This is a genomic window from Pseudomonas sp. WP18 (assembly GCF_036689585.1).
Taxonomy (GTDB): Bacteria; Pseudomonadota; Gammaproteobacteria; order Pseudomonadales; family Pseudomonadaceae; genus Aquipseudomonas; species Aquipseudomonas chlororaphis_E.
This window is the reverse complement of record NZ_CP144758.1, coordinates 586,296-611,730: the sequence shown is the minus strand read 5'-3', so window position 1 is coordinate 611,730 and position 25,435 is coordinate 586,296. Positions and strand designations below refer to the sequence as shown.

The following is a 25,435-nucleotide window of genomic DNA, read 5'->3' as shown; positions in this document are numbered from 1 at the left end:
TACTCGGTCATTATGAAGAACGCTCGGCCACGCCGGCGCTTGAAAGGGCCTATCATCCGTGAATATGCGTTCCGACTCCAGCGCCAAAGCGTCGGTCTGCGCCTTTTAATCGCAGACCGAGCCCTCTAGTACGCCTAATTCAAGTTTTCGACGAGCAGTGCATCGACCCGCTGAAACCCTCTCGGAAGCTTGTTGCCGCGCCGACCGCGTTCACCCTTGTAATGCTCAAGATCATCCGCCTTGAGCGAGAGCGTACGCTTTCCAGCCTGCAGCACAAGCGTGGCGCCCTCAGGCAACACTGCAATATCCGTGACATATTCCTCACGGCTCGCCACCCGTTCGCCGGAAATCCCGATGATCTTATTGCCTTTGCCTTTACCTAATTGTGGCAGGTCGCTGATTTTGAAGACCAGCAGTCGGCCCTCGGTGGTCACCGACGCCAACCAGTTGTTCTCGCGATCGGCCACGGGGCGGGGCGCGATGACCTTGGCGTTGTTCGGCAGGCTCAACAACGCCTTGCCCGCCTTGTTCTTGGCTTGCAGATCCTCGCCCTTGACCACGAAGCCGTACCCGGCGTCCGAGGCAATCACGTACAGCCCGTCATCATCAGGCATCAGCACGCATTCAAAAGTTGCACCCGGCGGGGGCGTCAATCGACCGGTCAGCGGCTCGCCCTGGCCACGCGCCGATGGCAGGGTATGGGCCGGCACCGAGTAACTGCGCCCGGTGGAGTCGACAAACACCGCGAACTGGTTGGACCGCCCGGCCGCCAAGGCCTTGAAACCGTCCCCGGCCTTATAGGAAAGCCCCGTGGCATCGATGTCATGCCCCTTGGCAGAGCGCACCCAGCCTTTTTCCGACAGCACTACGGTCACTTTCTCGTTCGGCAGCAGGTCGTGCTCCGTCAATGCTTTGGCTTCGGCGCGCTCGACGATCGGCGAGCGGCGGTCGTCGCCGTAGGTCTCGGCGTCCTTGAGCAATTCGGCGCGCACCAGCTTCTTGAGCTTGGCTTCGCTGCCCAACAGGGCTTGCAGCTTGGCTTGTTCCTTGAGCAGTTCGTCCTGCTCGGCCCGCAGTTTCATCTCTTCCAGCCGCGCCAACTGCCGCAAGCGGGTGTCGAGGATGTAGTCGGCCTGGATTTCGCTCAGATCGAAGCGAGCGATCAAGCTGGCCTTCGGGTGTTCCTCGGTGCGAATGATGTGGATCACTTCGTCCAGGTTGAGGTACGCGATCAGCAAGCCGTCCAACAGGTGCAGGCGACGCTCGACCTTGTCCAGGCGAAATTGCAGGCGTCGACGCACGGTCTTGACCCGGAATTCCAGCCATTCCACCAGCAACGCCCGCAGGTTCTTGAGCTGCGGCTTGCCGTCCAGGCCAATGATGTTGATGTTGACCCGGTAGCTGGTCTCCAGGTCGGTGCTGGCGAACAGGTGCTGCATCAGCGCCTCATGATCGACCCGGCTGTTGATCGGGATGATCACGATGCGGCAAGGATTCTCGTGGTCGGATTCATCGCGCAGGTCGGCCACTTGCGGCGCTTTCGACGGTTTTGCCTGCATCATCGCGGCAATCTGCTCCAGCACCTTGGCTCCGGAGACCTGGTGCGGCAGCGCGGTGACGATGATGTCGCCGTCCTCGATGTGGTACACGGCGCGCATGCGCACCGAACCGCGACCGGTCTCGTAGATCTTCAACAGGTCGGCGCGCGGCGTGATGATTTCCGCTTCGGTCGGATAATCCGGACCCTGGATGTGCTCGCAGAGCTGCTCCACCGTGGCTTTGGGCTCGTCCAGCAGGCGCACGCATGCCGTGGCGACTTCCCGCAGGTTGTGCGGCGGCACATCGGTGGCCATGCCGACGGCGATGCCGGTGGTGCCATTGAGGAGAATATTCGGCAAACGGGCCGGCAACACCAGGGGTTCATCGAGGGTACCGTCGAAGTTCGGCCCCCAGTCCGCGGTGCCCTGGCCCAGTTCGCTGAGCAGCACTTCGGAATAGCGCGACAGCCGCGCCTCGGTGTAGCGCATGGCCGCGAAAGACTTGGGATCGTCCGGCGCCCCCCAGTTGCCCTGGCCGTCCACCAGGGTGTAGCGGTAGCTGAACGGCTGGGCCATCAGCACCATGGCTTCATAGCAGGCCGAGTCGCCGTGGGGGTGGAACTTGCCGAGCACGTCGCCGACGGTGCGCGCCGACTTCTTGTGTTTGGAATCGGCGTCCAGCCCCAGCTCACTCATGGCATAGACGATCCGCCGCTGGACCGGCTTCAGGCCGTCGCCGATGTGCGGCAAGGCGCGGTCCATGATCACGTACATGGAGTAATTGAGGTAGGCATTTTCGGTGAAGTCAGCCAGCGACCGGCGCTCTACGCCGTCTAAGCTGTCTGCAAGAATGTCGCTCATGCGGGCCTCATCAGTTCGTTGTCTGGCGCAGCAGCATGGTGCCGTCGCGCTGGGTAAATTCAAGTTTGTTCAGGGCGCTCATGCCCAGCAGCACCTGCGTGCCACCCAGGCCTGGCGCCACCAGGGCACGGACATCGCGCAAGACGATGTCACCCAATTGCAGCCGGTCGATGCGGGTGCGATAGCCCTCGCTCAAACCGTTGGCGGTACTCAACGTCACGCCGAAACCTTTTTCCAGCTTGAGGCGCTCGGCCAACTCCACTGGAATCGCCACATCCGTGGCACCGGTGTCGAGCATGAAATCCACCGGCTGGCCGTTGATATGGCCGCTGGCGACGAAATGCCCCTGGGTATTGCCCACCAGCTTCACTTCGATAAACCCTTCGCCCCGTTGCGAATACACCTGGGTGTTGGGGTTCTGCTGACGCTGCTCTACCTGGGCAAAGAAGCGTGTCGCCAGGAACAGGGCCGCGCACCAGGCCAGGATCATCAACACCCGACCGGCGCGCTTGCCCGGCGCCTGTTGGCTCATGGCGCGGCATCCCAGCCGCCGTCTGGCGCCGCAAAGCGCCAGACAATCGGACGCTCTTCGCCGTCGGCCCGTGGCCCGTCGTTGTTGTCCAGGCCGATCCAGGCGCCCTCGGCATCCACCACGAGCGCTTCGGCCAGACCGTAGTCCTGAGAATAGCGGCGATTGTCCTGCAAGGCCTCGGCGGCGAACGACCAGCAACGCTCCACCCTGGCGCTCTGCGGATCACGCCGGCAGACCTGGAAGGCGTTGCGCTCCAGGGTAAACAGCTTGCCATTGAACAATGAAATATCTGCGAAATCCCGGGAAACCGGGCGGGCCTTGGGGAACTGCGCCGGCTGCATCTCCAGTCCCGCTTCGCTCAACAACACGCAGTTGTCATCGCAATCCCACACCGTTTGCTGGCGCTTGATCAGCAACAGGCCACGACGTTCACGCTCGGCCGCCAGCCATAGCTGATCGCCGGCCGGGCTCACCGCCAGACCTTCGAACAGCGCATTGAAATGCAACAACATGCCGCTGGCCCGGGCCTGGCGAATCATTGTCGGGGCGATTTTCAACCAGGACGCCTCGCCGGTCGGCGGCACTTGCAATACCGCCGCGTAGGCCTCGCTGACCACGTAGCGATTGCCGGCGCTGTCGCAACTGATGCCTTCGAAATCCAGCGCGCCACCGCGCAGGAACGATGCAGCCCAGGTTCGCGAACGCAAGCCCCAGGGCAAACCGTTGTCGGGCACCTCAGGCACGTCGATGGTCAACGCCTGGGCCTGCCAGACCTTCCCATCGGAGGTGTCCAGGCGATAAATGCGGTCATCGTCGCGATCGGACACCGTCCACATTTCATTGCCACACAGGGCCAACCCGGACAGGTTGCCGCCGCGCATGCCTTCGACGGCGTGCTCGGACAGCAACTTCAATTCCGGTGCCGGTTCTGCGACCACAGCCCCCGCCCACAGCAACAACGCCAGGGCGAAACCGCTGCGCATCAGGCCAGCACCTCGGCCAGGTCGCCCTTGGATTCGAGCCAGGACTTGCGATCGCCAGCGCGTTTCTTCGCCAGCAGCATGTCCATGATTTCCGTCGTGGCCGCGAAATCATCCAGGGTCAGTTGCACCAGGCGACGGGTGTTCGGGTCCATGGTGGTTTCGCGCAGTTGCGGCGGGTTCATCTCACCCAGGCCCTTGAATCGGGTGACCTGTGGCTTGCCGCGCTTCTTCTCGGCCACCAGGCGATCGAGGATGCCGTCGCGCTCGGCTTCGTCCAGGGCGTAATAAATGTCCTTGCCCAGGTCGATGCGGTACAGCGGCGGCATCGCGACGTAGACATGCCCGGCGTCCACCAGCGGACGGAAATGCTGGACAAACAGCGCGCACAGCAGCGTGGCGATGTGCAGGCCGTCGGAGTCGGCGTCGGCGAGGATGCAGATCTTGCCGTAGCGCAACTGGCTCATGTCCTCGGCGCCCGGATCGACGCCGATGGCCACGGCGATGTTGTGCACTTCCTGGCTGGCCAGCACTTCGCTGCCGTCCACTTCCCAGGTATTGAGGATCTTGCCCCGCAGCGGCAGGATCGCCTGGAACTCCTTGTCCCGCGCCTGCTTGGCCGAACCGCCGGCGGAGTCCCCTTCCACCAGGAACAGCTCGGAACGCATCGGATCCTGCCCGGCGCAGTCGGCGAGCTTGCCCGGCAACGCCGGCCCCTGGGTGATGCGCTTGCGCTCGACCTTCTTGCTGGCCTTGAGGCGACGACCGGCGTTGCTGATCGCCAACTCCGCCAGCGCCAGGCCGGTTTCCGGGTTGGCGTTAAGCCACAGGCTGAAGGCATCCTTGACCACACCGGAAACAAACGCCGCCGCTTCGCGAGACGACAGGCGTTCCTTGGTCTGGCCGGAGAACTGCGGTTCCTGCATCTTCATCGACAGCACGAACGCGATGCGCTCCCACACGTCTTCCGGCGCCAGCTTCACGCCCCGGGGCAGCAGGTTGCGGAACTCGCAGAACTCGCGCATGGCGTCGAGCAGGCCCTGGCGCAAACCGTTGACGTGGGTCCCGCCCTGGGCCGTGGGGATCAGGTTGACGTAGCTTTCCTGGACACTCTCGCCGCCCTCGGGCAGCCACAGCAGCGCCCAGTCCACGGCTTCCTTGTTACCGGCCAGACTGCCGCAGAACGGCTCGTCGGGCAGGCGTTCGAAACCGTTGACCGCGTCCACCAGGTAAGAGCGCAGGCCGTCTTCGTAATGCCATTCGACCTTCTCGCCGCTGGCCTTGTCCTCGAAACTGACCAACAACCCTGGGCACAATACGGCCTTGGCCTTGAGCACGTGCTTGAGGCGGCTGACAGAGAACTTCGGCGAATCGAAATACTTCGGGTCCGGGGCGAAATACACGCTGGTCCCGGTGTTGCGCTTGCCGACGCTGCCGACCACTTCCAGCTCGGTGGCCTTGAAGCCATCGGCGAAGGTCATCTGGTATTCGTTACCGTCACGCTTAACCCGCACCCGGACCTGGGTCGACAAGGCGTTGACCACGGAAATACCCACCCCGTGCAGACCGCCGGAGAACTGGTAGTTCTTGTTGGAAAACTTGCCGCCGGCGTGGAGCTTGGTGAGGATCAGCTCGACGCCCGACACGCCTTCTTCGGGGTGGATGTCCACCGGCATGCCGCGGCCATCATCGCTGACCTCCAGCGAATGGTCGGCGTGCAGGATGACCTGTACCGATTTCGCGTGCCCGGCCAAGGCTTCGTCGACGCTGTTGTCGATGACTTCCTGGGCGAGGTGGTTCGGCCGACTGGTGTCGGTGTACATGCCGGGGCGCTTGCGCACCGGGTCGAGGCCCGAGAGGACTTCGATGGCGTCTGCGTTATAAGAGCTAGCGCTGGGAGTGGCCATGGGGTCTCGTCGTCAGTGTTCAAATGAAAAAGGGGCGATGGTTCACAGCGAGGTGAAGTCGATCGCCTGGTACAAATCGGCGCCAATGCCGGCAAAACCAAGCAGCGCCGGCAGCTGCTGGGCAAACCCCTGGAAACCGTGGTCGCCGCCGGCCTGGATGCGCAACGCACAGGCGCGGTAATACTGTTGGGCGTGGCGATAATCCAGCGTTTCATCACCGGTTTGCAACCATACCTGATACCGCTGCGGATCCTGGGGCGCCGGCACCTCCAACGCGGCCAGGGTCGTGACGTGGTCGTGGGTCAACTCCCAGGTTTCATCGGTGTACAAATTCTTCTGCGTGCCCAGGTAGCCATCGAACATCCGATGGGGGCTGACGGCCGGATTGATCAGCAATGCCTTGAGGCCGTGGCGCTCGGCCAAGTGAGTCGCATAGTAGCCGCCGAGCGAGCTGCCGACCAGCAGCGGACGGCCCAGTTGTGCAATTGCCTGCTCCAATTGGGCCATGGCTTCGCGGGGGTGGTGGTGCAGGGCTGGCACTTGCAACTGATCGCCCAGGCCCAGGCGGGTCATCACGTCGATGAGTTGACGGGCCTTGGTCGAGGCTGGGGCGCTGTTGAAGCCGTGGATGTAGAGGATCGAAGCGGACATGCCAACTTCCTGTGTCGAGGGCAAAGGCCGGAGTTTACAGGGAGTTTGTGGCGGTTTGGGGGGATTTGGCCGTATCGTCGGCCCATCTCTATCAGCTGTACTCCGATCCAATTGTGGGAGCGAGCTTGCTCGCGATGGCTGTGTCGTGGTCGACCTGGATTTCCGGGTATATATCCATTGCTGCGGTAACGGCGGCTTAGGGTTCCGCCCTTACGGCGGGTCACTTTTGGAAAAGCGCCAAAAGTAACCAAAAACGCTTTGCCCCACCACTGGGCACCTCGCCTAGGCTCGGCGTGCCCTCACTCCGGCATTGCTCCGTGGGCCCGCCGCGAAGGGCCATCCATGGCCCAGCGCGGCTATCCCGGCATCCATGCCGGGATGCCCACTACGCAACGCCTGCGTTCGGCCCTTGTGGTTAATGGGGCGTTCAAGATCAAAAGCAAAAGCAAAAGCAAAAGCAAATGTTGTCTGGCCTATCGGGGATCGACGACATCAAGTGCTCGGTTTGCCAGCAGCTCACTCAGTTCGACCATCTGCTGGACGCCGAAGGCTATATGCCGGTTGGGGCCTTCCAGATTGAAGGCCAGGTCGCTGAGCATCGCATTGGCCGAGGCCAGGGTTTCGCTGAGGTTGGCCAGGAGGGTTTCGCTATCGAGGTTTTCGACGACGGTGAATAGCTGACCGGGGGATGGTTTCTTTTTGGCCTGGGGTTCTGGGGCGAGGTAGAAGTTGAGGGCGCGTTCGGCGGCTTCGTCGAGTTTTTTGGCGTCGAGGCCGGTGTGGGGTGCGGTGGGATCGGTTTTTGGGGGATTGGGGGTAACTTTGAACATGGTGAGGTTCCTTTTACCAAGTGGAACCGCCACGTCTCGTTTTCCAGTCGAGAGGTGGCAGCTATGCGAGGGCTGGAAAAACCGAGGTAAAAGGAAAACCCGGCAGACTCGAAAGTCTCCCACGCACAGCCGCCATAACGCAGAACTGCACAGATAAAGCACGGCAGTATCTCACGTGGTGCGCTGTTACGCCTTTTACTCTTCGGGTTTTCCAGGCCCGGTCGCTGATTGCAGCGACCGGAAAAGGTTAGCGATAACCCTTCCCACCCGGCAACCGCCAGAGCTCGTCGGAAAAATCTGCGCGGAGGTCCGACCATTCCCACAGATGTAAGTCGACTGTAAAGCCGCCTTCGCGGGCAAGCCCGCTCCCACAGGGAACCAAGGTCAGCCGCAAGAACAGGCCGGCCACAAGGCCGCCTTGCTTTGCTTTTGCTTTTTGCTTTTTGCTTTTGATCTTGAAGGCCCCGTTAACCACGACGGCCGAACGCAGGCATTGCGCAGTGGGCAACCCGGCATGGATGCCGGGTTAGCCGCGCTGGGCCATGGATGGCCCTTCGCGGCGGGCCCACGGAGCAATGCCGGAGTGAGGGGATGCCGAGCCTAGGCGAGGCACCGAGTGGAGGGGCAAGCCTTTTTTGCTTACTTTTTTTGGCGTTTGAAAAAAAGTGAGCCGCCGTCAGGGCGGAACCCTAAGTGGCCGTTACCGCAGCAATGGATATGTACTCAATCAACAAAACCCAAGCCAATCACAAGGCCGCCTTCGCGGGCAAGCCCGCTCCCACAGAAAAACTCAATACCCATTGGCCCCATAGTCGACCGCAAACTCAAACCCAACCACCCGCTCAACCCCCGTCTCCAACCGCCCATCCGCCAAAAGCCGCAACCACCGATACCCCGGCGCCTGCTCCCCCACCGCAAAATCCACAGAACCAGGCTCAAACTGAATACAGGTCGAAGGCGAAGCCAACAACCGCACCCCATTGCGCACCTGATCAATCTCCTGATGCACATGCCCCCACAGCACCGCCCGCACCTGGGGAAACCGATCCAACACCGCAAACAGCGCCTCAGGATTACGCAACCCGATGGGCTCCATCCACGCACACCCAATCGAAACCGGATGATGATGCAGGCACACCAGATGATGCCGCTGTGGCGCCTCACTCAGGGCATTGGCCAGCAGAATCAGTTGCTCTTCGGCTAAAAACCCCGGCACCGATCCGGGCACGGCGGAGTCGAGCATCGTCACGCGCCAGTTGCCAACGTCCACCACCGGATCGAGCAATGTGCTCTGGACCGCCGCCTGGAGCATCACCTGCGGCTCATCGTGATTGCCCGGCAGCCAGCGCGCCGGCGCGTCGATCCGCGCGCTCATCTGGCGGAATGCTTCGTAGGATTGAAGCGTACCGTCCTGAGACAAGTCACCCGTGGCAAGCAGCAGATCTATCTCCGGCTGCTGTTCGAGCACCAGGTCGATGACCGCCCGCAGGCTGTCCCGGGTGTTCATGCCCAGCAACGAGGCATCAGCCTCGGCGAACAGGTGGCTGTCGGACAGTTGGACCAGCATCACCGGGTCGGTGGCGGTCAGGGTGGATACGCTCGGCAAATCGCTCGCTCCCAGGCGCGATCACGCCATTGGCTGAAGTGGCAATTATGCTGGGGTTGATCGAAAGGGGAAACCCGCGAACCGGAACCGGTTCACAGACAGGACACCCGCTAGCGAACCACTTCGAATTCGTGACCCAGCGCCAGGCAATGACTCAGCCACTCGCCCAGGAACAGGTTCAACTGGGCTTTTTCATCCGGCTGGTGCATCGAGGCATTGGGGTAAGGATAGATGCCACGAAAGCGTCGTGCATGCTCGGCGCTCACGACTTCGGCCATGCGCGCGTCGTGATAGACCTGAACCTCCAGTTGCGGCACCGGCAGCCACGGCAGGCTGTGCTCCTGGCGCACCTGCAGCGTGGTGGTGTAGGGGCAGGTTTGCAGCACCTCGAGGGCCAGCACGCCGAGCATCTGGTCGCCATGGGTCACCGCGATACGCCGCGGCGCCGGGTCGTTGCGCATGTCGGGCAACAGGCGCATCAGGCGGGCGTAGTTGGCCTCGCAGGCTGCTTGCAGCCCTATCAGGTCGACGCGATAACGATCGCGCAGCTTGCTCAGGACCATAGCCCCCTCACTTCATCGCGGTTCAAGGCCAGCCATTGCAGGGCAATGATGCTGGCTGCGTTGCAGATACGCCCGTCGCGCACCGCTTGCAAGGCGTCTTCAAAAGCCCAGGTTTTCACGCGGATGTCTTCGGCTTCTTCCTCCAGGCCATGCAGGCCGCCGGCCCCTGTGCTGTCGCAGCGCCCCAGGAAAAGATGCACGAATTCATCACTGCCGCCCGGCGAGGGAAAATACTTGGTCATTGGCCACAACGCCGCGAAGACCAGCCCAGCTTCCTCCTGCGCTTCGCGATGAGCAACTTCTTCCGGTTGCTCGTCCTTGTCGATCAAGCCCGCCACCAGCTCTACCAGCCAGGGGTTGGCGGCCTTGTCCATGGCGCCAACGCGAAACTGTTCGATCAACACCACTTCATCGCGCAGCGGGTCATATGGCAATACGCACACCGCGTCATGGCGCACAAACAACTCACGGCTGATTTCACGGCTCATGCCACCGGCGAACAACTCATGGCGCAAGCGGACACGATCGAGCTTGTAGAAACCCTGGAAGCAGTTCTCGCGCTTGACGATGTCCACGGCGCTCGGGGTGGTGTTGGCGAAATCGGTCATGACTGTCCTCGTTTGCGGTGATCAATACGAGGTTCCAACCTCGGCTTCGCGCCATCCTAACGCGCCCGTACCCTTTGATGCAGCCCCTTTCCCGTCATCGGGATGGACGGCCAGGCGCAAAATCACTCTAATGAGCTTAGTGGCGAACTGATTGCCCTGCTGACAGTCGAAGCGGGTAACTTTTCGCCTTTCCCTGTTCCACGAAGGACGCCCATGTCGCTTTTCAGAATTGTCTCGCTGGCCGCCATTGCCCTGACGCTGGGGGCCTGCCAAAGCCTGTTCCAACCCAACTACCGCGCCCCGCTGGAAACCACCCGCGACGCCTCGGAACAATTGCAGCCGGGCTGCGCCAGCGCCGACTGCCCGCTGGTGAACATCGACACCGTGCATTTTCCTGCCGAGCCGGCCTTGGACAGCCTCATTGAAAAACGCCTGCTGCAAATGACCCGCACCACCCCGGACGCCCCGGTCGCGCCCACGCTGGCCGCCTACCGCGAGCAGTTCCTGCGCACCGCGGCGCCGCGCACCAGCAGTTATTTGCAGGCCAAGGTACGTGAGCAGCATGACGGCTTGGTGATCATCGAATTGTCCAGCTACCTGGACACCGGCGGCGCCCACGGCACGCCGGGACGCGGCTTCATCAACTATTCGCGCCAGCAGCACAAAGTGCTGACCCTGGCAGACATGCTGCTGCCGGGCCAGGAAGAAGCATTCTGGAAAGCCGCCCAGGTCGCCCACAACAGCTGGTTGATCAGCACCAAGCTGGATCAGGAACCGGACTTCCTGAAACAGTGGTCCTTCCAGAAAACCCCGCACATCGCCCTGACCTATGGCGGGGTGATCCTCAAGTATGAAACCAGCACCATCGCGCCCTACGCCCTGGGCCACATCGAGCTGAAGATCGCCTACCCGCGCCTCAACGGCATCCTCAAGCCCGAGCTGTTTCCCGGCCGTAGCTGAACGCCCGGCCCAGCAGCAGTTGCAGCAGCCCTGCCAGCATGAGCGACGGCAGGGTCGCACCGATGTCCGGGTAGACATTGGCGAGCAGGTGATACGTGCTCACCCCACCCAGCCAGGCCAACAGTGCCGGCCAGCGCAACGCGGCCGATGCCACCTGGCTGCTGCGTTTGCGCAGGATGAAGTGGTCCACCAGCACCACGCCGAACAGCGGCGCGAACACCGAGCCGATCAGCAACAGGAAATTCTGATACTGGGCCAACGGCGCGAAGCAGGCGATCAGGGTACAGACCAGACCAATCGCCAACGCCAGGTGCTCGACCTTCAGCCCCGACAACATGCCGCTGGACACCGCCGCCGAATGGATGTCGGCGAAGGCGTTTTCCGACTCGTCCAGCAGAATCAGCAGCAATGGAATACCCAATCCGGCACCCGCCAGCGCCAGCAACAGCGCATTGACCTCACCGCTCGGGGCGAACGCCAGGGTGTAGGCGACGCCCAGGCTCATTAGCCAAAAGTTACCGATGAAGAAGCCCAGGGCGGTGCCGCCGAAGACATTCCGGGCGCGTTGGCCGAAGCGTGAGTAGTCGGCGATCAGCGGCAGCCACGACAACGGCATGGCGATCGCAATGTCGAACCCCACGGCCAGCGGCATCGAGCCGTCACCGGGCCGGGCCCACAGCGCCGCCAGGTCGGCCTTGGCGAACAGGTTCCAGGTCAACCAGGTGCACGCCGCCAGCAACAGCCAGATGCCCCACTTGCGCAGGACCTTGCGCACGAACGTCAGCGGCCCGCTCACCGCGAGTAAGGTTGCCAGGGCACCGAAGAACAAGGTCCACAGCAGCGGATTCGCCCCGAGGCTGCCTTCGCTGAAGGCCCGGGCGCCGAGCAGGCTGGCGGCGTCGCGCATGACGATGATTTCGAACGACCCCCAGCCGATCAACTGCAACAGGTTCAACAGCGCCGGCACGCTTGCGCCCTTGCTGCCGAGGCTGAGCTTGAGGGCGGCCATGGCCGACAGGCCGGTGTCGCTGCCGATCACCCCAACCGCCGCAAGCAGCAGTACGCCCGCCAGCGTGCCAAGGAAAATCGCCAGCAACGAACCACTCAGGCCCAGGCCCGGCGCCAGCAAGGCCCCGACCTGCAAGACCATCAGGCCGATGCCGAGGGAAAACCACAGGGAAAACAGATCGCGGGCGCCGAAGACGCGTTTGTCCAGGGGGACGGCGATGTCGGGGGAGTAGGTGCTGGGTTGGATGTTCAAAGGTGCTATCTCAGATGAATACTTGTTGTTCTGGCGATTGCTTTCGCGAGCAAGCTCGCTCCCACAGGGGATCGGGGTAAGCACAAAAATCTGTGTGCACCAGTGATCCACTGTGGGAGCGAGCTTGCTCGCGAAGGCGGCGGCAAGGACACCACCGCCTCCAGCTCACATCACACTTTCTTGTAAAGCTGACTGCCTTCCTGCTTGAACCGCTCGGCCTGTTCCGCCATCCCTTGGGCGACTTCCACATCCACCGCCTCGATGCGCTGGTTGGCCGCGTACTCGCGCACTTCCTGGGTGATTTTCATCGAACAGAACTTCGGCCCGCACATCGAGCAGAAATGCGCGACCTTGGCCGAGTCCTTCGGCAAGGTTTCGTCGTGGTACGAACGCGCGGTGTCCGGGTCCAGGCCGAGGTTGAACTGGTCTTCCCAGCGGAACTCGAAGCGTGCCTTGCTCAAGGCGTTGTCGCGGAGCTGCGCGCCGGGGTGACCTTTTGCAAGGTCGGCCGCATGAGCAGCGATTTTGTAGGTGATGATCCCGGTCTTCACGTCATCCTTGTTCGGCAAGCCCAGGTGTTCCTTCGGGGTCACGTAGCAAAGCATCGCGCAACCGAACCAGCCGATCATCGCCGCGCCGATGCCGGAGGTGATGTGGTCGTAGCCCGGCGCGATGTCGGTGGTCAGCGGGCCGAGGGTGTAGAACGGCGCCTCGTCGCAGCACTCGAGCTGCTTGTCCATGTTTTCCTTGATCAGTTGCATCGGCACGTGACCCGGGCCTTCGATCATGCATTGCACATCGTGTTTCCAAGCGATCTTGGTCAGCTCGCCGAGGGTTTCCAGCTCACCGAACTGCGCTTCGTCGTTGGCGTCGGCGATCGAGCCCGGACGCAGGCCATCGCCCAGCGAGAAGCTGACGTCGTAGGCCTTCATGATTTCGCAGATGTCTTCGAAGTGGGTGTAGAGGAAGTTTTCCTTGTGGTGCGCCAGGCACCACTTGGCCATGATCGAGCCGCCACGGCTGACGATGCCGGTGACGCGCTTGGCGGTCATCGGCACATAGCGCAGCAGCACGCCGGCGTGGATGGTGAAGTAATCGACGCCCTGCTCGGCCTGTTCGATCAGCGTGTCGCGGAACAACTCCCAGGTCAGGTCCTCGGCCACGCCGCCGACTTTTTCCAGGGCCTGGTAGATCGGCACGGTGCCGATCGGCACCGGCGAGTTGCGGATGATCCACTCGCGGGTTTCATGGATGTGCTTGCCGGTGGACAGGTCCATGACCGTGTCCGAGCCCCAGCGGATGCCCCAGGTCAGCTTCGCCACTTCTTCTTCGATGGACGAACCCAGCGCGCTGTTGCCGATGTTGCCGTTGATCTTCACCAGGAAGTTGCGGCCGATGATCATCGGTTCCAGTTCGGTGTGGTTGATGTTGGCCGGGATGATCGCGCGACCACGGGCGATTTCGTCGCGGACGAATTCCGGGGTGATGACTTTCGGCACGCTGGCGCCGAAGCTGTGGCCGGCGTGTTGCTGGTCCAGCAGTCCGGCTGCGCGGGCCACTTCCAGCTTCATGTTCTCGCGGATGGCGACGTATTCCATCTCGGCGGTGATGATGCCTTTGCGCGCGTAGTGCATCTGGCTGACGTTGGCGCCCGGCTTGGCCCGGCGCGGGTTGTTGACGTGGGCGAAGCGCAGTTGGGTCAGCTCGGGATCGGCCAGGCGTTGCTGGCCGAAGTTGGAACTCAGGCCGGCCAGGCGCTCGGTGTCACCACGGGCCTCGATCCACGGCGAGCGCACGTCGGCCAGGCCTTTGCGCACGTCGATGATCACGTTCGGGTCGGTGTAGGGGCCCGAGGTGTCGTACACGGTCACCGGCGCGTTGATCTCACCGCCGAAGTCGGTCGGGGTCACGTCGAGGCTGATTTCGCGCATGGGCACGCGGATGTCCGGGCGACTGCCCTGGACATAGATTTTTTGCGAGCGGGTAAAGGGCTGAACCGATTGCTGATCGACCTGGGCCGAATCACTGAGGTTGATCGCGTTTTTTGATTTTGTCGTCATCACGGGCTCTCCAGACACACATCCAGGCAGTGGATTTTTGTCGGAGCGAACCTGTAGCGAATGGACGCAATCGCGCACGACGGTGCGGATGCTGTGCTTGCTGCGGAGCGTGCTCGAAGATCGAAAGCCGATGATCGAACCACATCCCGGACGAAGCACAAGAGGACTCGCCGGGTGACGAGAAATCTTGTTCCCTACGCAGGCGTTAACCTGATCAGGTTCAACGGGATCCGAAATTATTCGATCTCAGCCTCATAGCAAGGCACCCCGACAAGAACCTGGCCAGTCTAGACACAACTCCCGCGGAACGCCATCACCTGGGCAAAAGCCGTGATGAATGGCGCATATACAGGATTGTTGCCGTGCGTGCGCGCAACTACACTCGCTACGCCGCGCCTCTTTAGTGCGCACTCATCCGTGAAATAGGGATCGCCTCATGCTGCGCAAACTCTCACTGGCCCTCGCCGTGTCTTGTGCGTCCAATGGACTGGCCTGGGCTGCCGAAGCGCCCTTGACCACCAAAACCGATCTGGTGAGCGTGTATCAGGAAGCGGTGGACAACAATGCCGACCTGGCCGCCGCCCGCGCCCAGTATGGCGCCCAGAAGGAAGTGGTGCCCCAGGCGCGTGCCGGGTTGCTGCCCAACCTGTCCGGTGGCGCCGAAGTGGCCAACGTGCGCACCGACATCGACCAGCCGGCCGCCGTCGCCACCCGCAGCGCTCGCTCGTATCAGGCCACGCTGTCCCAGCCGCTGTTCCGGGCCGATCGCTGGTTCCAGTTCCAGGCCGCCAAGTCGGTGAATGAACAGGCCTCGCTGCAACTGTCGGCCACCGAGCAGAACATGATTCTGCAAAGCGCCGAGAGCTATTTCAACGTGCTGCGCAGCCAGGACAACCTGGCCTCGACCAAGGCCGAGGAAGCCGCCTTCAAGCGCCAGCTCGACCAGTCCAACGAACGCTTTGACGTGGGCCTGTCGGACAAGACCGACGTCCTGCAATCCCAGGCCAGCTACGACACTGCGCGCGCCAACCGGATCCTTGCCCAGCGCCAGGTCGAGGATGCCTTCGAGGCGTTGATCACCCTGACCAACCGCCAGTACAACTCGATCCAGGGCATCGTCCATACGCTGCCGATCCTGCCGCCGGCACCGAACGATGCCAAGGCCTGGGTCGACACGGCCGCCAAGCAGAACCTCAACCTGCTGGCCAGCAACTATGCGGTCACCGCGGCCGAAGACACCTTGCGCCAGCGCAAGGCCGGCCACGCACCGACCCTGGACGCCGTGGCAAGGTACGAAAAAGGCGACAACGATGCCTTGGGCTTCAGCAACCCGAACGCGTTCGGCCAACCGTACGGCGGTGACGTCGAACAGCGCACCCTGGCGTTGCAACTGAACATTCCGATCTACAGCGGCGGCTTGACCAGCTCCCAGGTGCGCGAGTCCTACTCACAACTCACCCAGACCGAGCAGCAGCGCGAAGGCTTGCGCCGCCAGGTGGTGGAAAACACCCGCAACCTGCATCGCGCGGTGAACACCGACGTGGAACAGGTCCAGGCGCGGCGCCAGTCGATCATTTCCAACCAGAGCGCGGTGGAAGCCACCGAGATCGGCTACCAGGTGGGGACGCGCAACATCGTCGACGTGCTGGATGCCCAGCGCCAGCTGTACACCTCGGTGCGCAACTACAACAACGCCCGCTACGACTACATCCTCGACAACCTGCGCCTCAAGCAGGCCGCCGGCACCTTGAGCCCGGCCGACCTGCAAGACCTGTCGCGCTACCTCAAGCCCGACTACAACCCGGACAAGGACTTCCTGCCGCCGGACCTGGCGCAGGCCGCGGCGCAGCAGTTGCGTTCACGGCCGGCGCAGTAACCACCCGTTTAACAGGCAACGGTTCCCCTGTGGCGAGGGGATTTATCCCCGTTGGGCTGCGTAGCAGCCCCAAACCTGACAACTCGGTGTGTCAGATGGCTTGAAAGGGGGCGCTTCGCGCCCCAGCGGGGATAAATCCCCTCGCCACAAAGGCAACGATCACCGGTCGGAAATCAACCGCCCCAACCCGTCCAGCAACCGCTGCAACGCACCCTGGTTGGCCCGCATCACCTTCAATCCCGCCTCGGCCATGCGCTGGGCATCGCGGGGCAGCTCGAACAGCCGTTGCACCGCCAAGGCCAGGCTCTCGGCATCCTCGACCTCCTGCAACGCACCGGCGCTGCGCAGTTGCGCGGCGATGTCGAGGAAGTTGAACAGGTGCGGCCCGCTGAGCACCGGCTTCGCCAGCGCCGCCGGCTCAAGCAGGTTGTGCCCGCCGTTGGCCACCAGGCTGCCACCGACAAACGCGCTGTCGGCCAACGCATAAAGAAACAGCAGCTCGCCCATGGTGTCGCCGAGCAAGACCGAAGCCTGGGCGGTGATCGGTTGCGCGCTGGAGCGCCGAACCGTGGCGAAGCCCTGGCTTTCACAGAGCTGGTGCACGGCGTCGAAGCGCTCGGGATGACGCGGCACTAGGATCAGCAACGCATCGGGATAACTGTCGAGCAACCGACGGTGGGCGTCGAGCACCACCTCATCTTCCCCTTCATGGGTACTGGCAGCGATCCACACCGGGCGCTCCATGGCTTGCCACTGACGCCGCAAGGCGCCGGCGTTTTCCAGCAGTTGCGGGTCGATGGCCAGGTCGAACTTGATCGAGCCCGTGACCTCGACGGTCTCCGTCCGGGCGCCCAGTTGCCGGAAACGTTCGGCCTCGGCTTCGGTCTGGACGGCGAACAGGCTCATCTCGGCGAGCATCGGCCGAGTGAGCCCGGGGAAGCGCGCATAGCCTCGGGCTGAACGCTCCGACAATCGTGCATTCGCCAACGCCACGGGAATGCCCCGGCGAGCACACTGGTGAATGTGATTGGGCCACAACTCGGTTTCCATGATCACCGCCAGGCACGGACGCACCTGGTCGAGAAAACGCCTGGCCGCGCACGGCAAGTCGTACGGCAGGTAGCAGTGCTGGATGCGCGGCTCGTTGGCGAACAACGCCTGGATCCGCTCCGATCCCGTCGGGGTCATGCAGGTGACCGTGATCGGCAACTGTGGATAACGTTGCAGCAAGGCGCGGATCATCGGTGCGGCGGCAATGCTCTCGCCCACCGAAACGGCATGGACCCAGATCCCTCCCGGCGCCATCGCCGGCAGCCCCCGAGAGAAACGCTCGCCAATGCGCCGGGCATACGCCGGCGCCTTGCGAGCCCGCAGCCACAGCCGAATCGCTACCAGTGGCAGCCCCAGATAAAACAATGCGCTATAGAGAGTTCTGTTCATGGCGGCGGAGTTTATCGGTTTTTCAGCCGATCGCCTGCAACTGCACGGCAAAACGTTCCGCCAGCCAGCGCGCGGCCGGCCCCAGAGGTTCGTCGCGGCGCCAGACCAGTTCCACCACCAGGGCCGGCGGGGTCCACTCGCTGTTGAGCTCCACCATGTCGCCCAGATACGCCGGGTACTGCACGACGTGCCGTGGCAACCAGGCCCACCCCAGGCCACTTCTCAGCCATTCGGCCAACACATAGAAACTGTCGGCGCGCCAGACCTGCGGGCTGGCCTGCTCGCTGCCGGGGTAGACACTGGATTGGGTCGCCATCAGCAACTGCCGGTGCCGGGCCATCTCTCGGCAGGACACATAGGCGTGACTGGCCAGCGGATGCCCCTTGCCGCACACGGTGACCATCTCGACGCTGCCCAACACGCGACGTTCCAGGGCTTCGGGGATCTGGTCGTGGTAGAACAACAACCCCAGGTCCGCGCGGCGCTCCACCAGTTTGCGCGCCACGTCGCCCTGGGCGGCGCTGGCCAGTTGCACCTCAAGGGTAGGGAATTGCTCGGCCAGCGCCGCCAGGCTGTCGATGACCGGTTGATACGGCATGGCTTCGTCCTGGGCCAGACGCAGGGAGGCTTCCTGGCCACGCATCAGCGCCAGTGCCCGGCCGTTGAGGCGCTCGCACTGACGCAAGACCTCCCAAGCCTCCTCCAGCAAGACATCGCCGGCCTCGGTGAGCGTCGGCTGCCGGCCACTGCTGCGCTCGAACAGGCTCACTCCCAGGTCGGTTTCCAGCCAGGCGATCGCGCTGCTGATGGCCGACTGGGCTTTGCGCCGGTCCCGCGCCACGGCAGAAAACGAGCGCTTCTCGGCGACTTCCACGAATAACTGTATTTGTTCCAGATTCCACTGCACAGACATAACGCAACCTATCTCTTAGACAGATAGGTAATGACTTTACCGCATCTGTCCAGGTTCTAGAATGGCGCCATCGAAAGACGCAACGCTGACCGAGGACTGCCCATGAACGCTTACTACTACCTGGCTATCGCCATTTGCGCGGAAGTGATCGCCACCGTTTCGATGAAAGCGGTGAAAGGCCTGAGCACACCTCTACCCCTGATCCTGGTGATCGCCGGCTACGGCATTGCCTTCTGGATGCTGACTCTGGTGGTGCGCACGGTGCCGGTGGGCGTGGCGTACGCGGTGTGGGCCGGGATGGGAATCGTCATGGTCAGCGTGGCGGCGTTGTTCATCTATGGGCAGAAGCTGGATGTACCGGCGATGCTGGGGATGGCGCTGATTGTGTTGGGGGTGGTGGTGATTCAACTGTTCTCCAAGACAGCCGGGCACTGAACACACAAACCTGCGGTGACCAGCTTTTTGTGGCGAGGGAGCTTGCTCCCGCTGGGCCGCAACGCGGTCCTCCTGGTGGGCGCTTCGCACCCAAGCGGGAGCAAGCTCCCTCGCCACGGGCAGCCGCCTTTGATGTTGATGCTCAACAAATCCCAATAGCATCGAGTCTGTATACTGCGCCTTCGTCTTGTTCACTGAGGTCGCTGCATGCCATCCGTTATTTCCACCGACGTTCTGATTGTCGGCGCTGGAGTCGCCGGCCTCTGGCTCAATGCACGCCTGCGTCGCCTGGGCTTTTCGACCGTGCTGGTGGAGAGCGCTAGCCTCGGCGGCGGGCAGAGCGTCAAATCCCAGGGCATCATCCACGGCGGCGCCAAGTACGCCTTGCACGGCGCCCTGACCGGTGCCTCGGAGGCCATCGCCGACATGCCGCGCCGCTGGCGTGAAGCCCTCAAGGGCGAAGGCGAGCTGGACCTCTCCGGCGTGCGCATGCTGTCGGATGCCCATTACCTCTGGTCCCCCGGCACCCTGGCCGGCAACCTCACCAGTTTCTTCGCCAGCAAGGCCGTGCGCGGCCGGGTCGACCAGGTCAAGGGCGAACAACTGCCGCCGGCCCTGCAAGACAAGCGCTTCAAGGGCAAGGTCTATCGCCTGGCCGAACTGGTGGTGGACGTTCCCAGCCTGATCGAGCGCCTGGCGGAGCTGGCCGGCGACGGCTTGCTGGCCGGGCAGCGCATCGAGCCGTTGCGCGAGGGCGGCGCACTGGTGGGCTTGAAGGTGGACGACCGCGAGATCCGCGCCCAGCGCATTGTCCTCAGCGCCGGCGGCGGCACCGCCGACCTGCTCGGCGCCCTGGGCCTGGACCAGCCGGCCATGCAGCGCCGACCGCTGCACATGGTCCTGGTCAAGGGACCGAGCCTCAAGCCACTCTACGCCCACTGCCTGGGAGGCGGGCCGAAGCCGCGCGTCACCGTAACCACCCACCCGGCCGCCGACGGCCAGTGGGTCTGGTACCTGGGAGGCGACCTCGCCGAAGGCGATGGCGTGGCCCGCGAGCCCGCCGCGCAGATCGCCGCCGCCCAGAAAGAGCTCGGCCAGTTGCTGCCCTGGATCGACCTCAGCACCGCGCAATGGGCCACATTGCGGGTCGACCGCGCCGAACCGTTGCAAACCGGCCTGACCCGTCCGGACAACGCCTTTCTCGCCGAGCAGGATCGCCTGCTGGTGGGCTGGCCGACCAAGCTGGCCCTGGCCCCGGACTTCGCCGACCGGGTGATCAGCGCGCTGCAACGCGACGGTGTCGAACCCCATCAAGCGGCGCCGTTGCCGGCGTTGCCGAAACCGCCCATGGGCGTCCCGGCGTGGGAGCAACTGCTGCCATGAGCCAACCGACCCTGCACGACCTCTACCGGCCGTTGGGCCATAACGGCCCCCAGGTCTCGCCGCTGGGCCTGGGCACGGTCAAGCTCGGCCGCGACCAGGGCGTCAAGTACCCCAGCGGCTTCCAGATCCCCGATGACGAGGCGGCACGCATGTTGCTCAAGCTGGCGCGCGACCTGGGCATCAACCTGATCGACACTGCGCCGGCCTACGGCCAGAGCGAAGAACGCCTCGGCCCGTTGCTGCGCGGCCAGCGCCAGGACTGGGTGATTGTCAGCAAGGTCGGCGAGGAGTTCAGCGACGGCCAGTCGCGCCACGACTTCAGCGCCGCCCACACCCGACGCTCGGTGGAACGCAGCCTCAAGCGCCTGGAAACCGACTACATCGACCTGGTGCTGGTGCATTCCGACGGCAATGACCTGGCGATTCTCAACGACAGCGAGGTTTACCCGACCCTGGCGGCGCTCAAGCGCGAAGGCAAGATCGGCGGCTTCGGTTTTTCCGGCAAGACCGTCGAAGGCGGCTTGAAAGCCCTGGAGCAAGGCGATTGCGCGATGGTCACCTACAATCTGAACGAACAGGCCGAGAAGGCGGTCATTGACTACGCCAACGCTCACGGCAAGGCGATCCTGGTCAAGAAAGCCCTGGCCAGCGGCCATGTCTGCCTGAGCCCCGGCGTGGACCCGGTCCGGGCCAGCTTCGAACTGTTGTTTGAACATCCTGGGGTCGCCAGTGCTATTGTCGGCACCATTAATCCGCTGCACCTCGCCCATAACGTCGCGACCGTTGCCAAGGTCCTGCGTGAGAACTGACGCCGCTTGACGCGGCATGAAGAAGGAGTCGACATGCCGCGTACGCTCATCCGCAAGAACCCAAGCAACTTCAAGACCCTGCCCCTGTTTGTCGAAGCGACGCCCGAAGGCCTGGCTTACCAGAGCGTCGGGATGCCGATGAATTTCGCCCAGACCCTGCAGCGCCGCCGTCCTGTCACCGTGGCCGACGCCGAACGCTTTTCCCTGGAGCTGGCCAACCTGGGCGTTTCGGTGCGCCTGACCGTGCATTGGCAGAATCGTGACTATTGGGTGTTGGTGCGCCAGCGCCGGCAGGACCGTGGCGATGTGGTGCTCAAGTTGATTTCCGGCTACGTCCCGGCCCACGAGCTGAACCTGCCACTGCTCACCGCCATCAGCGAAATCGCCGAGGAATGCCTGCTGGAAACCCCGGAAGGCTGGCTCGGCGGACGCTTCAACGACACCTGGCTGCCGGCCCCTTACGCCAGTGCCTTGCACTATCGCGAAGCCCTGCCGTTCCGCCTGACGCCGCTGTCGGGCTCCGCGAGGCCGGTGCGCAGCGCGAACCTGCAACTGATCGAACGGCCTCGGGCCTATGTGCACCTGCCCACGGCGTCCCTGCAATTGATCTATGACCTGCGCCTGGACGTGCCCAAGGAAGCCAAGTCCCTGAGCCTGTTCCATGTGGATGAGCGCCTGGAGGGCGACCAGTTGGTGGCGCGCCTGGACCGCAAAAGGCCGGATCTGTACCTGATGCCGCTGCAGGATGGGCAACCGCTGCCGGAGCTGTATACCTTGAAGAAGGACCAGTTATACCCGGCCAGCACCCGGGGGCTGTACCTGGCGGAAAGTTTTGCCCGGCAGGACGGCTGGCTGGTGCGTGACGAGCGGATTCGCTGGAAGGACTGGTTGCGCCAGCAAGGCTTGGCGCCACCGGGCAAGGAATCGGGACTGACCCGACTGAAGGGCAAGGCCCGGCAATTGTTCAAGAAGATCGTGCCGCGCAAGACGGCTCGCTAAGCCTGATGCCCATTTTCTGGCTGGACAATGGGCCCTGTGGGAGCGAGCTTGCTCGCGATAGCGGTGTGTCAGCCTAATCGAGGCTGAATGATCCAACGCAATCGCGAGCAAGCTCGCCCCCACAGGTTCTGCGCTTTGCCTGACGCATCAGTTGTTGCGAATCTTCTCCACGATCGCCGTCGTCGAGCTGTTCTCCACCAGCCCCAACACTTTCACAGTGCCGCCGTAGGCCGCGACGATGTCCGCGCCCACGACCTGGTCGATCCCATAGTCACCGCCCTTGACCAGCACATCCGGCTTGACCTGGCGCAGCAGGTTTTCCGGCGTGCTTTCGCTGAAGCTGATCACCCAGTCCACCGCCCCCAGCCCGGCCAGGACCGCCATGCGCCGGTCGACGCTGTTGATCGGCCGGCCCGGGCCCTTGAGACGGCTCACGGAGGCATCGTCATTGACCGCGACGATCAGACGATCGCCCTGGGCCCTGGCCTGTTCCAGGTAGGTCACATGGCCCGCGTGAAGAATGTCGAAGCAGCCATTGGTGAAGACGATTCTCTCGTTATGGGCTCGGGCGTCGTCAACCGCCAGCAGCAGTTGCTCCAGGCCCAGCACACCGCGCTCGGAGCCTTCTTCGCGCTGGATGGCACGCCGCAATTCCGGGGCGCTGATGGCCGCCGTGCCCAGCTTGCCGACCACGATCCCCGCCGCCAGGTTCGCCAGGGCCACCGCATGGGGCAGTTCCTCACCCGCGGCGATGGCCGCCGCCAGGGTGGAGATCACGGTGTCGCCGGCGCCCGTCACGTCGAACACTTCGCGGGCCCGGGCCGGCAGGTGCAACGCCGGATGATCGGGACGCAGCAGGGTCATGCCGTGCTCGCCACGGGTCACCAGCAAGGCGCCGAGGTCCAGATCCTGCATCAGTTGGGCGCCCTTGCTCACCAACTCGTGCTCATCGACGCAACCGCCGACGATGGTTTCGAACTCGCTGAGGTTCGGCGTGATCAGGCTGGCGCCACGGTAGATGGAGAAATCCTTGCCCTTGGGGTCGGCCAGGACCGGAATGCCGCGGGCACGGGCGGCCTGGATCAGCACCTGGTGGTTTTTCAACGCACCCTTGCCGTAGTCGGACAACACCAGCACCTTGACCCCATCGAGCAGGCTCTCGACTTCCCCGCCGAGGGCCAGGGGATCGGTGGAAAACGGCTCTTCGAAGTCGATGCGCAGCAGTTGCTGGTGACGGCTCATGACCCGCAGCTTGACGATGGTCGGCTGGTGCGCAATGCGCTGGAAGGTCGCCCGCACGCCCGCGCCCTTGAGGCTGTTGGTCAGGCTGTCGGCGGCCTCATCGTCGCCGGTCACGCCCACCAGTGAAGCCGGTGCGCCCAGCGCGGCGATGTTCAGGGCAACGTTGGCGGCACCACCGGGGCGGTCCTCGATGTTCTCGACCTTCACCACCGGTACCGGTGCCTCGGGGGAAATCCGTGAGGTACCGCCATGCCAGTAGCGGTCGAGCATGACATCGCCGACCACCAATACAGGGGCTTGATCGAATCGCGGCATGGACAACTTCATGGAGATCCCACATACAAAATGAACAGGGGCGCGATATTAGCACAGGGTTGGTGAAGGCTGATTCATGGCTGTGTGCCACTGCTTTCACTCGTCGATGCGCGCCCCCATTCGGAGGCGCGATGCGATGCAGGTTTGCCCGCCCGATCAGCGTTGCAGCAACGCCGACAACCGCTCGCAGGCCTGGGCGAGCGCCGTTTCACTGGTGTCGATCTGGCAATCCGGGGCGAGCGGAACTTCGTAGGGACTGTCGAGCCCGGTGAAGTTCTTGATTCGCCCGGCGCGGGCTTCGCGGTACAAGCCCTTGGGGTCGCGCTGGGCACAGACGTCCAGGGGAGTGCTGACGTAGACCTCCACGAAGGTGCCTTCCGGGAACAACTGCCGGGCCGTCTCGCGGTCGGCGCGAAACGGGGAGATCGCCGCGACGATGACGATCAGGCCGGCATCGACCATCAACCGCGCCACCTCGCCGATGCGCCGGATGTTTTCCTTGCGTGACTCGGCATCCATGCCCAGGCCTCGACACAACCCTTGGCGCAGGTTGTCGCCATCGAGCAGGGCCGTGTGCAGGCCCTGCCGGTTGAGCTGTACTTCCAAGGCATTGGCCAGCGTCGACTTGCCCGCCCCGGACAGCCCGGTCAGCCAGATGCAGCGTGGACGCTGGGCCTTGATCGCGGCCCGATCCTGGGGCGTGAGCGCCGGCGCGCAAGGACGTATCTGCGCCTGCAATACCTTTGACGTTTCATTCATAGCCGAGCATCTCATAGTCACGTTGGTACACCCGCCGCACCAGGCGGCGCGTGCGCACCGAGCACAGGTCCCGTACCGGCACCGCGGCGCGCTGCTGCGAGCGGTTCACATGGGGCAAGGTCGCACGGCCGCCGAGACGTTCGTATAGCTGGCGATAATCGCGCCCCAGGTGTTCCTGATAACCGATGAAATCCATCGCCAGATGGCCGAGGGAGTCGGTGAGAAAATCCGTCTGGGCAGCGAAATGCAGTTGCCGGGTGATGTTTTCCGGGTGCAGCCAGCGGGCGACGAAGTCATCGAAATCGCGGTAATGCCTCACCATTGCCTGCGCCGCGTGATCGCGTTGCCCCAGCGTATTGCCCCGCAGGAAAGCATAGGCTGAATATGCCCGCTCCAGCGGATCACGCACAAAAGCGAATTTGAAGCTGTCGGCGTACTGCCGCGCAAACTGTTGCTCGTACCAGTACAACGGCAGGTGTCCGGGGGTATAGCCTTCGAACAAGCCGGCGCAAACACTGCTACCGGCGCATTTTGGCACATGGATGAACAGGCAGGCGCGCTCGGCGAAGATTTCGGGGAAATGGCAGTTGGCCGACATCGACTTGTTCACGACCTGGCGGTCGACCACCGACAGGCGCCCCAACAGAAAGGACCGCTGCGCCTTGGGCAGCAGCTTCCAGAGATAGCGTTGCAGCATTCGGATACCCACGCGAGAAGGATGGCCCCCTCGATCGCTGAAGTGCGTTCAGGAAAGTTCTGTGGGCAAAACCTTACCAAGCGCGGGTCGCCGTTTTATGGTGGTTTGGTCAAGCCTGGTAACGGCTTCGATACAAACCCGAGGGGGCAAGCCCGCCCTTACACCGTGGGCCGGTGCCAACCGACATCGGCACCGGGGCGGGCCTGAGGG

General features: G+C 63.4%; 22 protein-coding genes and 1 riboswitch. Of the genes, 6 read left to right on the top strand and 16 right to left on the bottom strand.

Annotated elements, in window-relative coordinates; all coding sequences use genetic code 11:
- Positions 1 to 134: 134 nt before the first annotated feature.
- The 9 genes from parC to V5F23_RS02565 form a co-directional block, all read right to left on the bottom strand.
- A complete protein-coding gene (gene parC / locus V5F23_RS02605; protein WP_042730540.1) occupies positions 135 to 2,399 on the bottom strand; it encodes a DNA topoisomerase IV subunit A in 2,265 nt (754 codons plus the stop codon).
- Positions 2,400 to 2,409: 10 nt separating this feature from the next.
- Complete coding sequence (locus V5F23_RS02600; protein WP_047736066.1) at positions 2,410 to 2,931, bottom strand: TIGR02281 family clan AA aspartic protease; 522 nt, start codon at positions 2,929 to 2,931, stop codon at positions 2,410 to 2,412.
- On the bottom strand, positions 2,928 to 3,914 hold the full coding sequence (locus V5F23_RS02595) for an esterase-like activity of phytase family protein (protein WP_042730542.1): 987 nt from the start codon (positions 3,912 to 3,914) through the stop codon (positions 2,928 to 2,930). Before V5F23_RS02595 ends, V5F23_RS02600 begins: the two co-directional genes overlap by 4 nt.
- Positions 3,914 to 5,818, bottom strand: coding sequence for a DNA topoisomerase IV subunit B (parE, locus tag V5F23_RS02590; RefSeq protein ID WP_047736068.1), 1,905 nt, complete (start codon positions 5,816 to 5,818; stop codon positions 3,914 to 3,916). Before parE ends, V5F23_RS02595 begins: the two co-directional genes overlap by 1 nt.
- Positions 5,819 to 5,860: 42 nt before the next feature.
- Positions 5,861 to 6,469 carry a YqiA/YcfP family alpha/beta fold hydrolase gene (locus V5F23_RS02585; RefSeq protein WP_042732742.1) on the bottom strand — a complete coding sequence of 203 codons (609 nt, stop codon included), beginning with the start codon at positions 6,467 to 6,469 and terminating at the stop codon, positions 5,861 to 5,863.
- A 473-nt stretch (positions 6,470 to 6,942) separates the two neighbouring features.
- Positions 6,943 to 7,299, bottom strand: coding sequence for a DUF6124 family protein (locus tag V5F23_RS02580; protein ID WP_042732741.1), 357 nt, complete (start codon positions 7,297 to 7,299; stop codon positions 6,943 to 6,945).
- 790 nt (positions 7,300 to 8,089) lie between these two features.
- A complete protein-coding gene (gene cpdA / locus V5F23_RS02575; protein WP_338497492.1) occupies positions 8,090 to 8,905 on the bottom strand; it encodes a 3',5'-cyclic-AMP phosphodiesterase in 816 nt (271 codons plus the stop codon).
- A 110-nt stretch (positions 8,906 to 9,015) separates the two neighbouring features.
- Positions 9,016 to 9,468: a DUF1249 domain-containing protein gene (locus V5F23_RS02570; protein WP_338497490.1), complete on the bottom strand. Its 453-nt coding sequence runs from the start codon at positions 9,466 to 9,468 to the stop codon at positions 9,016 to 9,018.
- A complete protein-coding gene (locus V5F23_RS02565; RefSeq protein ID WP_042731424.1) occupies positions 9,459 to 10,076 on the bottom strand; it encodes an NUDIX domain-containing protein in 618 nt (205 codons plus the stop codon). Before V5F23_RS02565 ends, V5F23_RS02570 begins: the two co-directional genes overlap by 10 nt.
- A gap of 213 nt (positions 10,077 to 10,289) precedes the next feature.
- Here V5F23_RS02565 and V5F23_RS02560 point away from each other — a divergent pair, with 213 nt between their 5' ends.
- Positions 10,290 to 11,036 carry a DUF3298 domain-containing protein gene (locus V5F23_RS02560; protein WP_212803319.1) on the top strand — a complete coding sequence of 249 codons (747 nt, stop codon included), beginning with the start codon at positions 10,290 to 10,292 and terminating at the stop codon, positions 11,034 to 11,036.
- Here the strand turns inward: V5F23_RS02560 and cytX are convergent.
- Positions 11,005 to 12,297 carry a putative hydroxymethylpyrimidine transporter CytX gene (gene cytX / locus V5F23_RS02555; RefSeq protein WP_042731422.1) on the bottom strand — a complete coding sequence of 431 codons (1,293 nt, stop codon included), beginning with the start codon at positions 12,295 to 12,297 and terminating at the stop codon, positions 11,005 to 11,007. The genes V5F23_RS02560 and cytX overlap by 32 nt on opposite strands.
- A 170-nt stretch (positions 12,298 to 12,467) precedes the next feature.
- A complete protein-coding gene (thiC, locus tag V5F23_RS02550; protein ID WP_338497487.1) occupies positions 12,468 to 14,357 on the bottom strand; it encodes a phosphomethylpyrimidine synthase ThiC in 1,890 nt (629 codons plus the stop codon).
- Positions 14,358 to 14,531: 174 nt separating this feature from the next.
- Positions 14,532 to 14,637, bottom strand: a riboswitch (TPP riboswitch).
- Positions 14,638 to 14,793: 156 nt separating this feature from the next.
- On the opposite strand from thiC, the gene V5F23_RS02545 reads away from it, so the two are divergent.
- Complete coding sequence (locus tag V5F23_RS02545) at positions 14,794 to 16,233, top strand: TolC family outer membrane protein (protein ID WP_047736072.1); 1,440 nt, start codon at positions 14,794 to 14,796, stop codon at positions 16,231 to 16,233.
- 159 nt (positions 16,234 to 16,392) lie between these two features.
- Here V5F23_RS02545 and waaA read toward each other — a convergent pair whose 3' ends face one another.
- Both waaA and V5F23_RS02535 read right to left on the bottom strand, forming a co-directional pair.
- On the bottom strand, positions 16,393 to 17,673 hold the full coding sequence (gene waaA, locus V5F23_RS02540) for a lipid IV(A) 3-deoxy-D-manno-octulosonic acid transferase (protein WP_042731419.1): 1,281 nt from the start codon (positions 17,671 to 17,673) through the stop codon (positions 16,393 to 16,395).
- A 22-nt stretch (positions 17,674 to 17,695) separates the two neighbouring features.
- On the bottom strand, positions 17,696 to 18,586 hold the full coding sequence (locus tag V5F23_RS02535) for a LysR family transcriptional regulator (RefSeq protein ID WP_338497486.1): 891 nt from the start codon (positions 18,584 to 18,586) through the stop codon (positions 17,696 to 17,698).
- Between the two features lie 102 nt (positions 18,587 to 18,688).
- Between V5F23_RS02535 and V5F23_RS02530 the strand changes: the two genes are divergently transcribed.
- The 4 genes from V5F23_RS02530 to V5F23_RS02515 all read left to right on the top strand — a co-directional run bounded on the left by V5F23_RS02530 (position 18,689) and on the right by V5F23_RS02515 (position 22,212).
- Positions 18,689 to 19,021 carry a multidrug efflux SMR transporter gene (locus V5F23_RS02530; protein ID WP_047736074.1) on the top strand — a complete coding sequence of 111 codons (333 nt, stop codon included), beginning with the start codon at positions 18,689 to 18,691 and terminating at the stop codon, positions 19,019 to 19,021.
- Positions 19,022 to 19,228: 207 nt separating this feature from the next.
- A complete protein-coding gene (locus tag V5F23_RS02525; protein WP_338497484.1) occupies positions 19,229 to 20,404 on the top strand; it encodes an FAD-dependent oxidoreductase in 1,176 nt (391 codons plus the stop codon).
- Positions 20,401 to 21,213, top strand: coding sequence for an aldo/keto reductase (locus V5F23_RS02520; protein WP_042732484.1), 813 nt, complete (start codon positions 20,401 to 20,403; stop codon positions 21,211 to 21,213). Before V5F23_RS02525 ends, V5F23_RS02520 begins: the two co-directional genes overlap by 4 nt.
- Positions 21,214 to 21,246: 33 nt before the next feature.
- Positions 21,247 to 22,212, top strand: a complete 966-nt coding sequence (locus V5F23_RS02515; RefSeq protein WP_042732485.1) for a hypothetical protein — start codon at positions 21,247 to 21,249, stop codon at positions 22,210 to 22,212.
- A gap of 147 nt (positions 22,213 to 22,359) precedes the next feature.
- Here V5F23_RS02515 and hldE read toward each other — a convergent pair whose 3' ends face one another.
- The 3 genes from hldE to V5F23_RS02500 all read right to left on the bottom strand — a co-directional run bounded on the left by hldE (position 22,360) and on the right by V5F23_RS02500 (position 25,225).
- Entirely contained in the window at positions 22,360 to 23,781 is a 1,422-nt protein-coding gene (hldE, locus tag V5F23_RS02510; RefSeq protein ID WP_042732486.1) for a bifunctional D-glycero-beta-D-manno-heptose-7-phosphate kinase/D-glycero-beta-D-manno-heptose 1-phosphate adenylyltransferase HldE, read from the bottom strand.
- 144 nt (positions 23,782 to 23,925) lie between these two features.
- The gene (cysC, locus tag V5F23_RS02505; protein ID WP_042732487.1) at positions 23,926 to 24,528 is read right to left on the bottom strand and encodes an adenylyl-sulfate kinase; all 603 of its coding nucleotides are present in this window, start codon (positions 24,526 to 24,528) and stop codon (positions 23,926 to 23,928) included.
- A complete protein-coding gene (locus V5F23_RS02500) occupies positions 24,521 to 25,225 on the bottom strand; it encodes a sulfotransferase family 2 domain-containing protein (protein WP_047736077.1) in 705 nt (234 codons plus the stop codon). Before V5F23_RS02500 ends, cysC begins: the two co-directional genes overlap by 8 nt.
- Between the last annotated feature and the right edge of the window lie 210 nt (positions 25,226 to 25,435).

What these genes read in the sequence shown, in the direction of transcription:
- parC (WP_042730540.1), bottom strand. Translation starts at nt 2,399, where the DNA reads ATGAGCGACATTCTTGCAGACAGCTTAGACGGCGTAGAGCGCCGGTCG.
- V5F23_RS02600 (WP_047736066.1), bottom strand. Translation starts at nt 2,931, where the DNA reads ATGAGCCAACAGGCGCCGGGCAAGCGCGCCGGTCGGGTGTTGATGATC.
- V5F23_RS02595 (WP_042730542.1), bottom strand. Translation starts at nt 3,914, where the DNA reads ATGCGCAGCGGTTTCGCCCTGGCGTTGTTGCTGTGGGCGGGGGCTGTG.
- parE (WP_047736068.1), bottom strand. Translation starts at nt 5,818, where the DNA reads ATGGCCACTCCCAGCGCTAGCTCTTATAACGCAGACGCCATCGAAGTC.
- V5F23_RS02585 (WP_042732742.1), bottom strand. Translation starts at nt 6,469, where the DNA reads ATGTCCGCTTCGATCCTCTACATCCACGGCTTCAACAGCGCCCCAGCC.
- V5F23_RS02580 (WP_042732741.1), bottom strand. Translation starts at nt 7,299, where the DNA reads ATGTTCAAAGTTACCCCCAATCCCCCAAAAACCGATCCCACCGCACCC.
- V5F23_RS02570 (WP_338497490.1), bottom strand. Translation starts at nt 9,468, where the DNA reads ATGGTCCTGAGCAAGCTGCGCGATCGTTATCGCGTCGACCTGATAGGG.
- V5F23_RS02565 (WP_042731424.1), bottom strand. Translation starts at nt 10,076, where the DNA reads ATGACCGATTTCGCCAACACCACCCCGAGCGCCGTGGACATCGTCAAG.
- V5F23_RS02560 (WP_212803319.1), top strand. Translation starts at nt 10,290, where the DNA reads ATGTCGCTTTTCAGAATTGTCTCGCTGGCCGCCATTGCCCTGACGCTG.
- thiC (WP_338497487.1), bottom strand. Translation starts at nt 14,357, where the DNA reads ATGACGACAAAATCAAAAAACGCGATCAACCTCAGTGATTCGGCCCAG.
- V5F23_RS02545 (WP_047736072.1), top strand. Translation starts at nt 14,794, where the DNA reads ATGCTGCGCAAACTCTCACTGGCCCTCGCCGTGTCTTGTGCGTCCAAT.
- waaA (WP_042731419.1), bottom strand. Translation starts at nt 17,673, where the DNA reads ATGAACAGAACTCTCTATAGCGCATTGTTTTATCTGGGGCTGCCACTG.
- V5F23_RS02535 (WP_338497486.1), bottom strand. Translation starts at nt 18,586, where the DNA reads ATGTCTGTGCAGTGGAATCTGGAACAAATACAGTTATTCGTGGAAGTC.
- V5F23_RS02530 (WP_047736074.1), top strand. Translation starts at nt 18,689, where the DNA reads ATGAACGCTTACTACTACCTGGCTATCGCCATTTGCGCGGAAGTGATC.
- V5F23_RS02525 (WP_338497484.1), top strand. Translation starts at nt 19,229, where the DNA reads ATGCCATCCGTTATTTCCACCGACGTTCTGATTGTCGGCGCTGGAGTC.
- V5F23_RS02520 (WP_042732484.1), top strand. Translation starts at nt 20,401, where the DNA reads ATGAGCCAACCGACCCTGCACGACCTCTACCGGCCGTTGGGCCATAAC.
- V5F23_RS02515 (WP_042732485.1), top strand. Translation starts at nt 21,247, where the DNA reads ATGCCGCGTACGCTCATCCGCAAGAACCCAAGCAACTTCAAGACCCTG.
- hldE (WP_042732486.1), bottom strand. Translation starts at nt 23,781, where the DNA reads ATGAAGTTGTCCATGCCGCGATTCGATCAAGCCCCTGTATTGGTGGTC.
- cysC (WP_042732487.1), bottom strand. Translation starts at nt 24,528, where the DNA reads ATGAATGAAACGTCAAAGGTATTGCAGGCGCAGATACGTCCTTGCGCG.
- V5F23_RS02500 (WP_047736077.1), bottom strand. Translation starts at nt 25,225, where the DNA reads ATGCTGCAACGCTATCTCTGGAAGCTGCTGCCCAAGGCGCAGCGGTCC.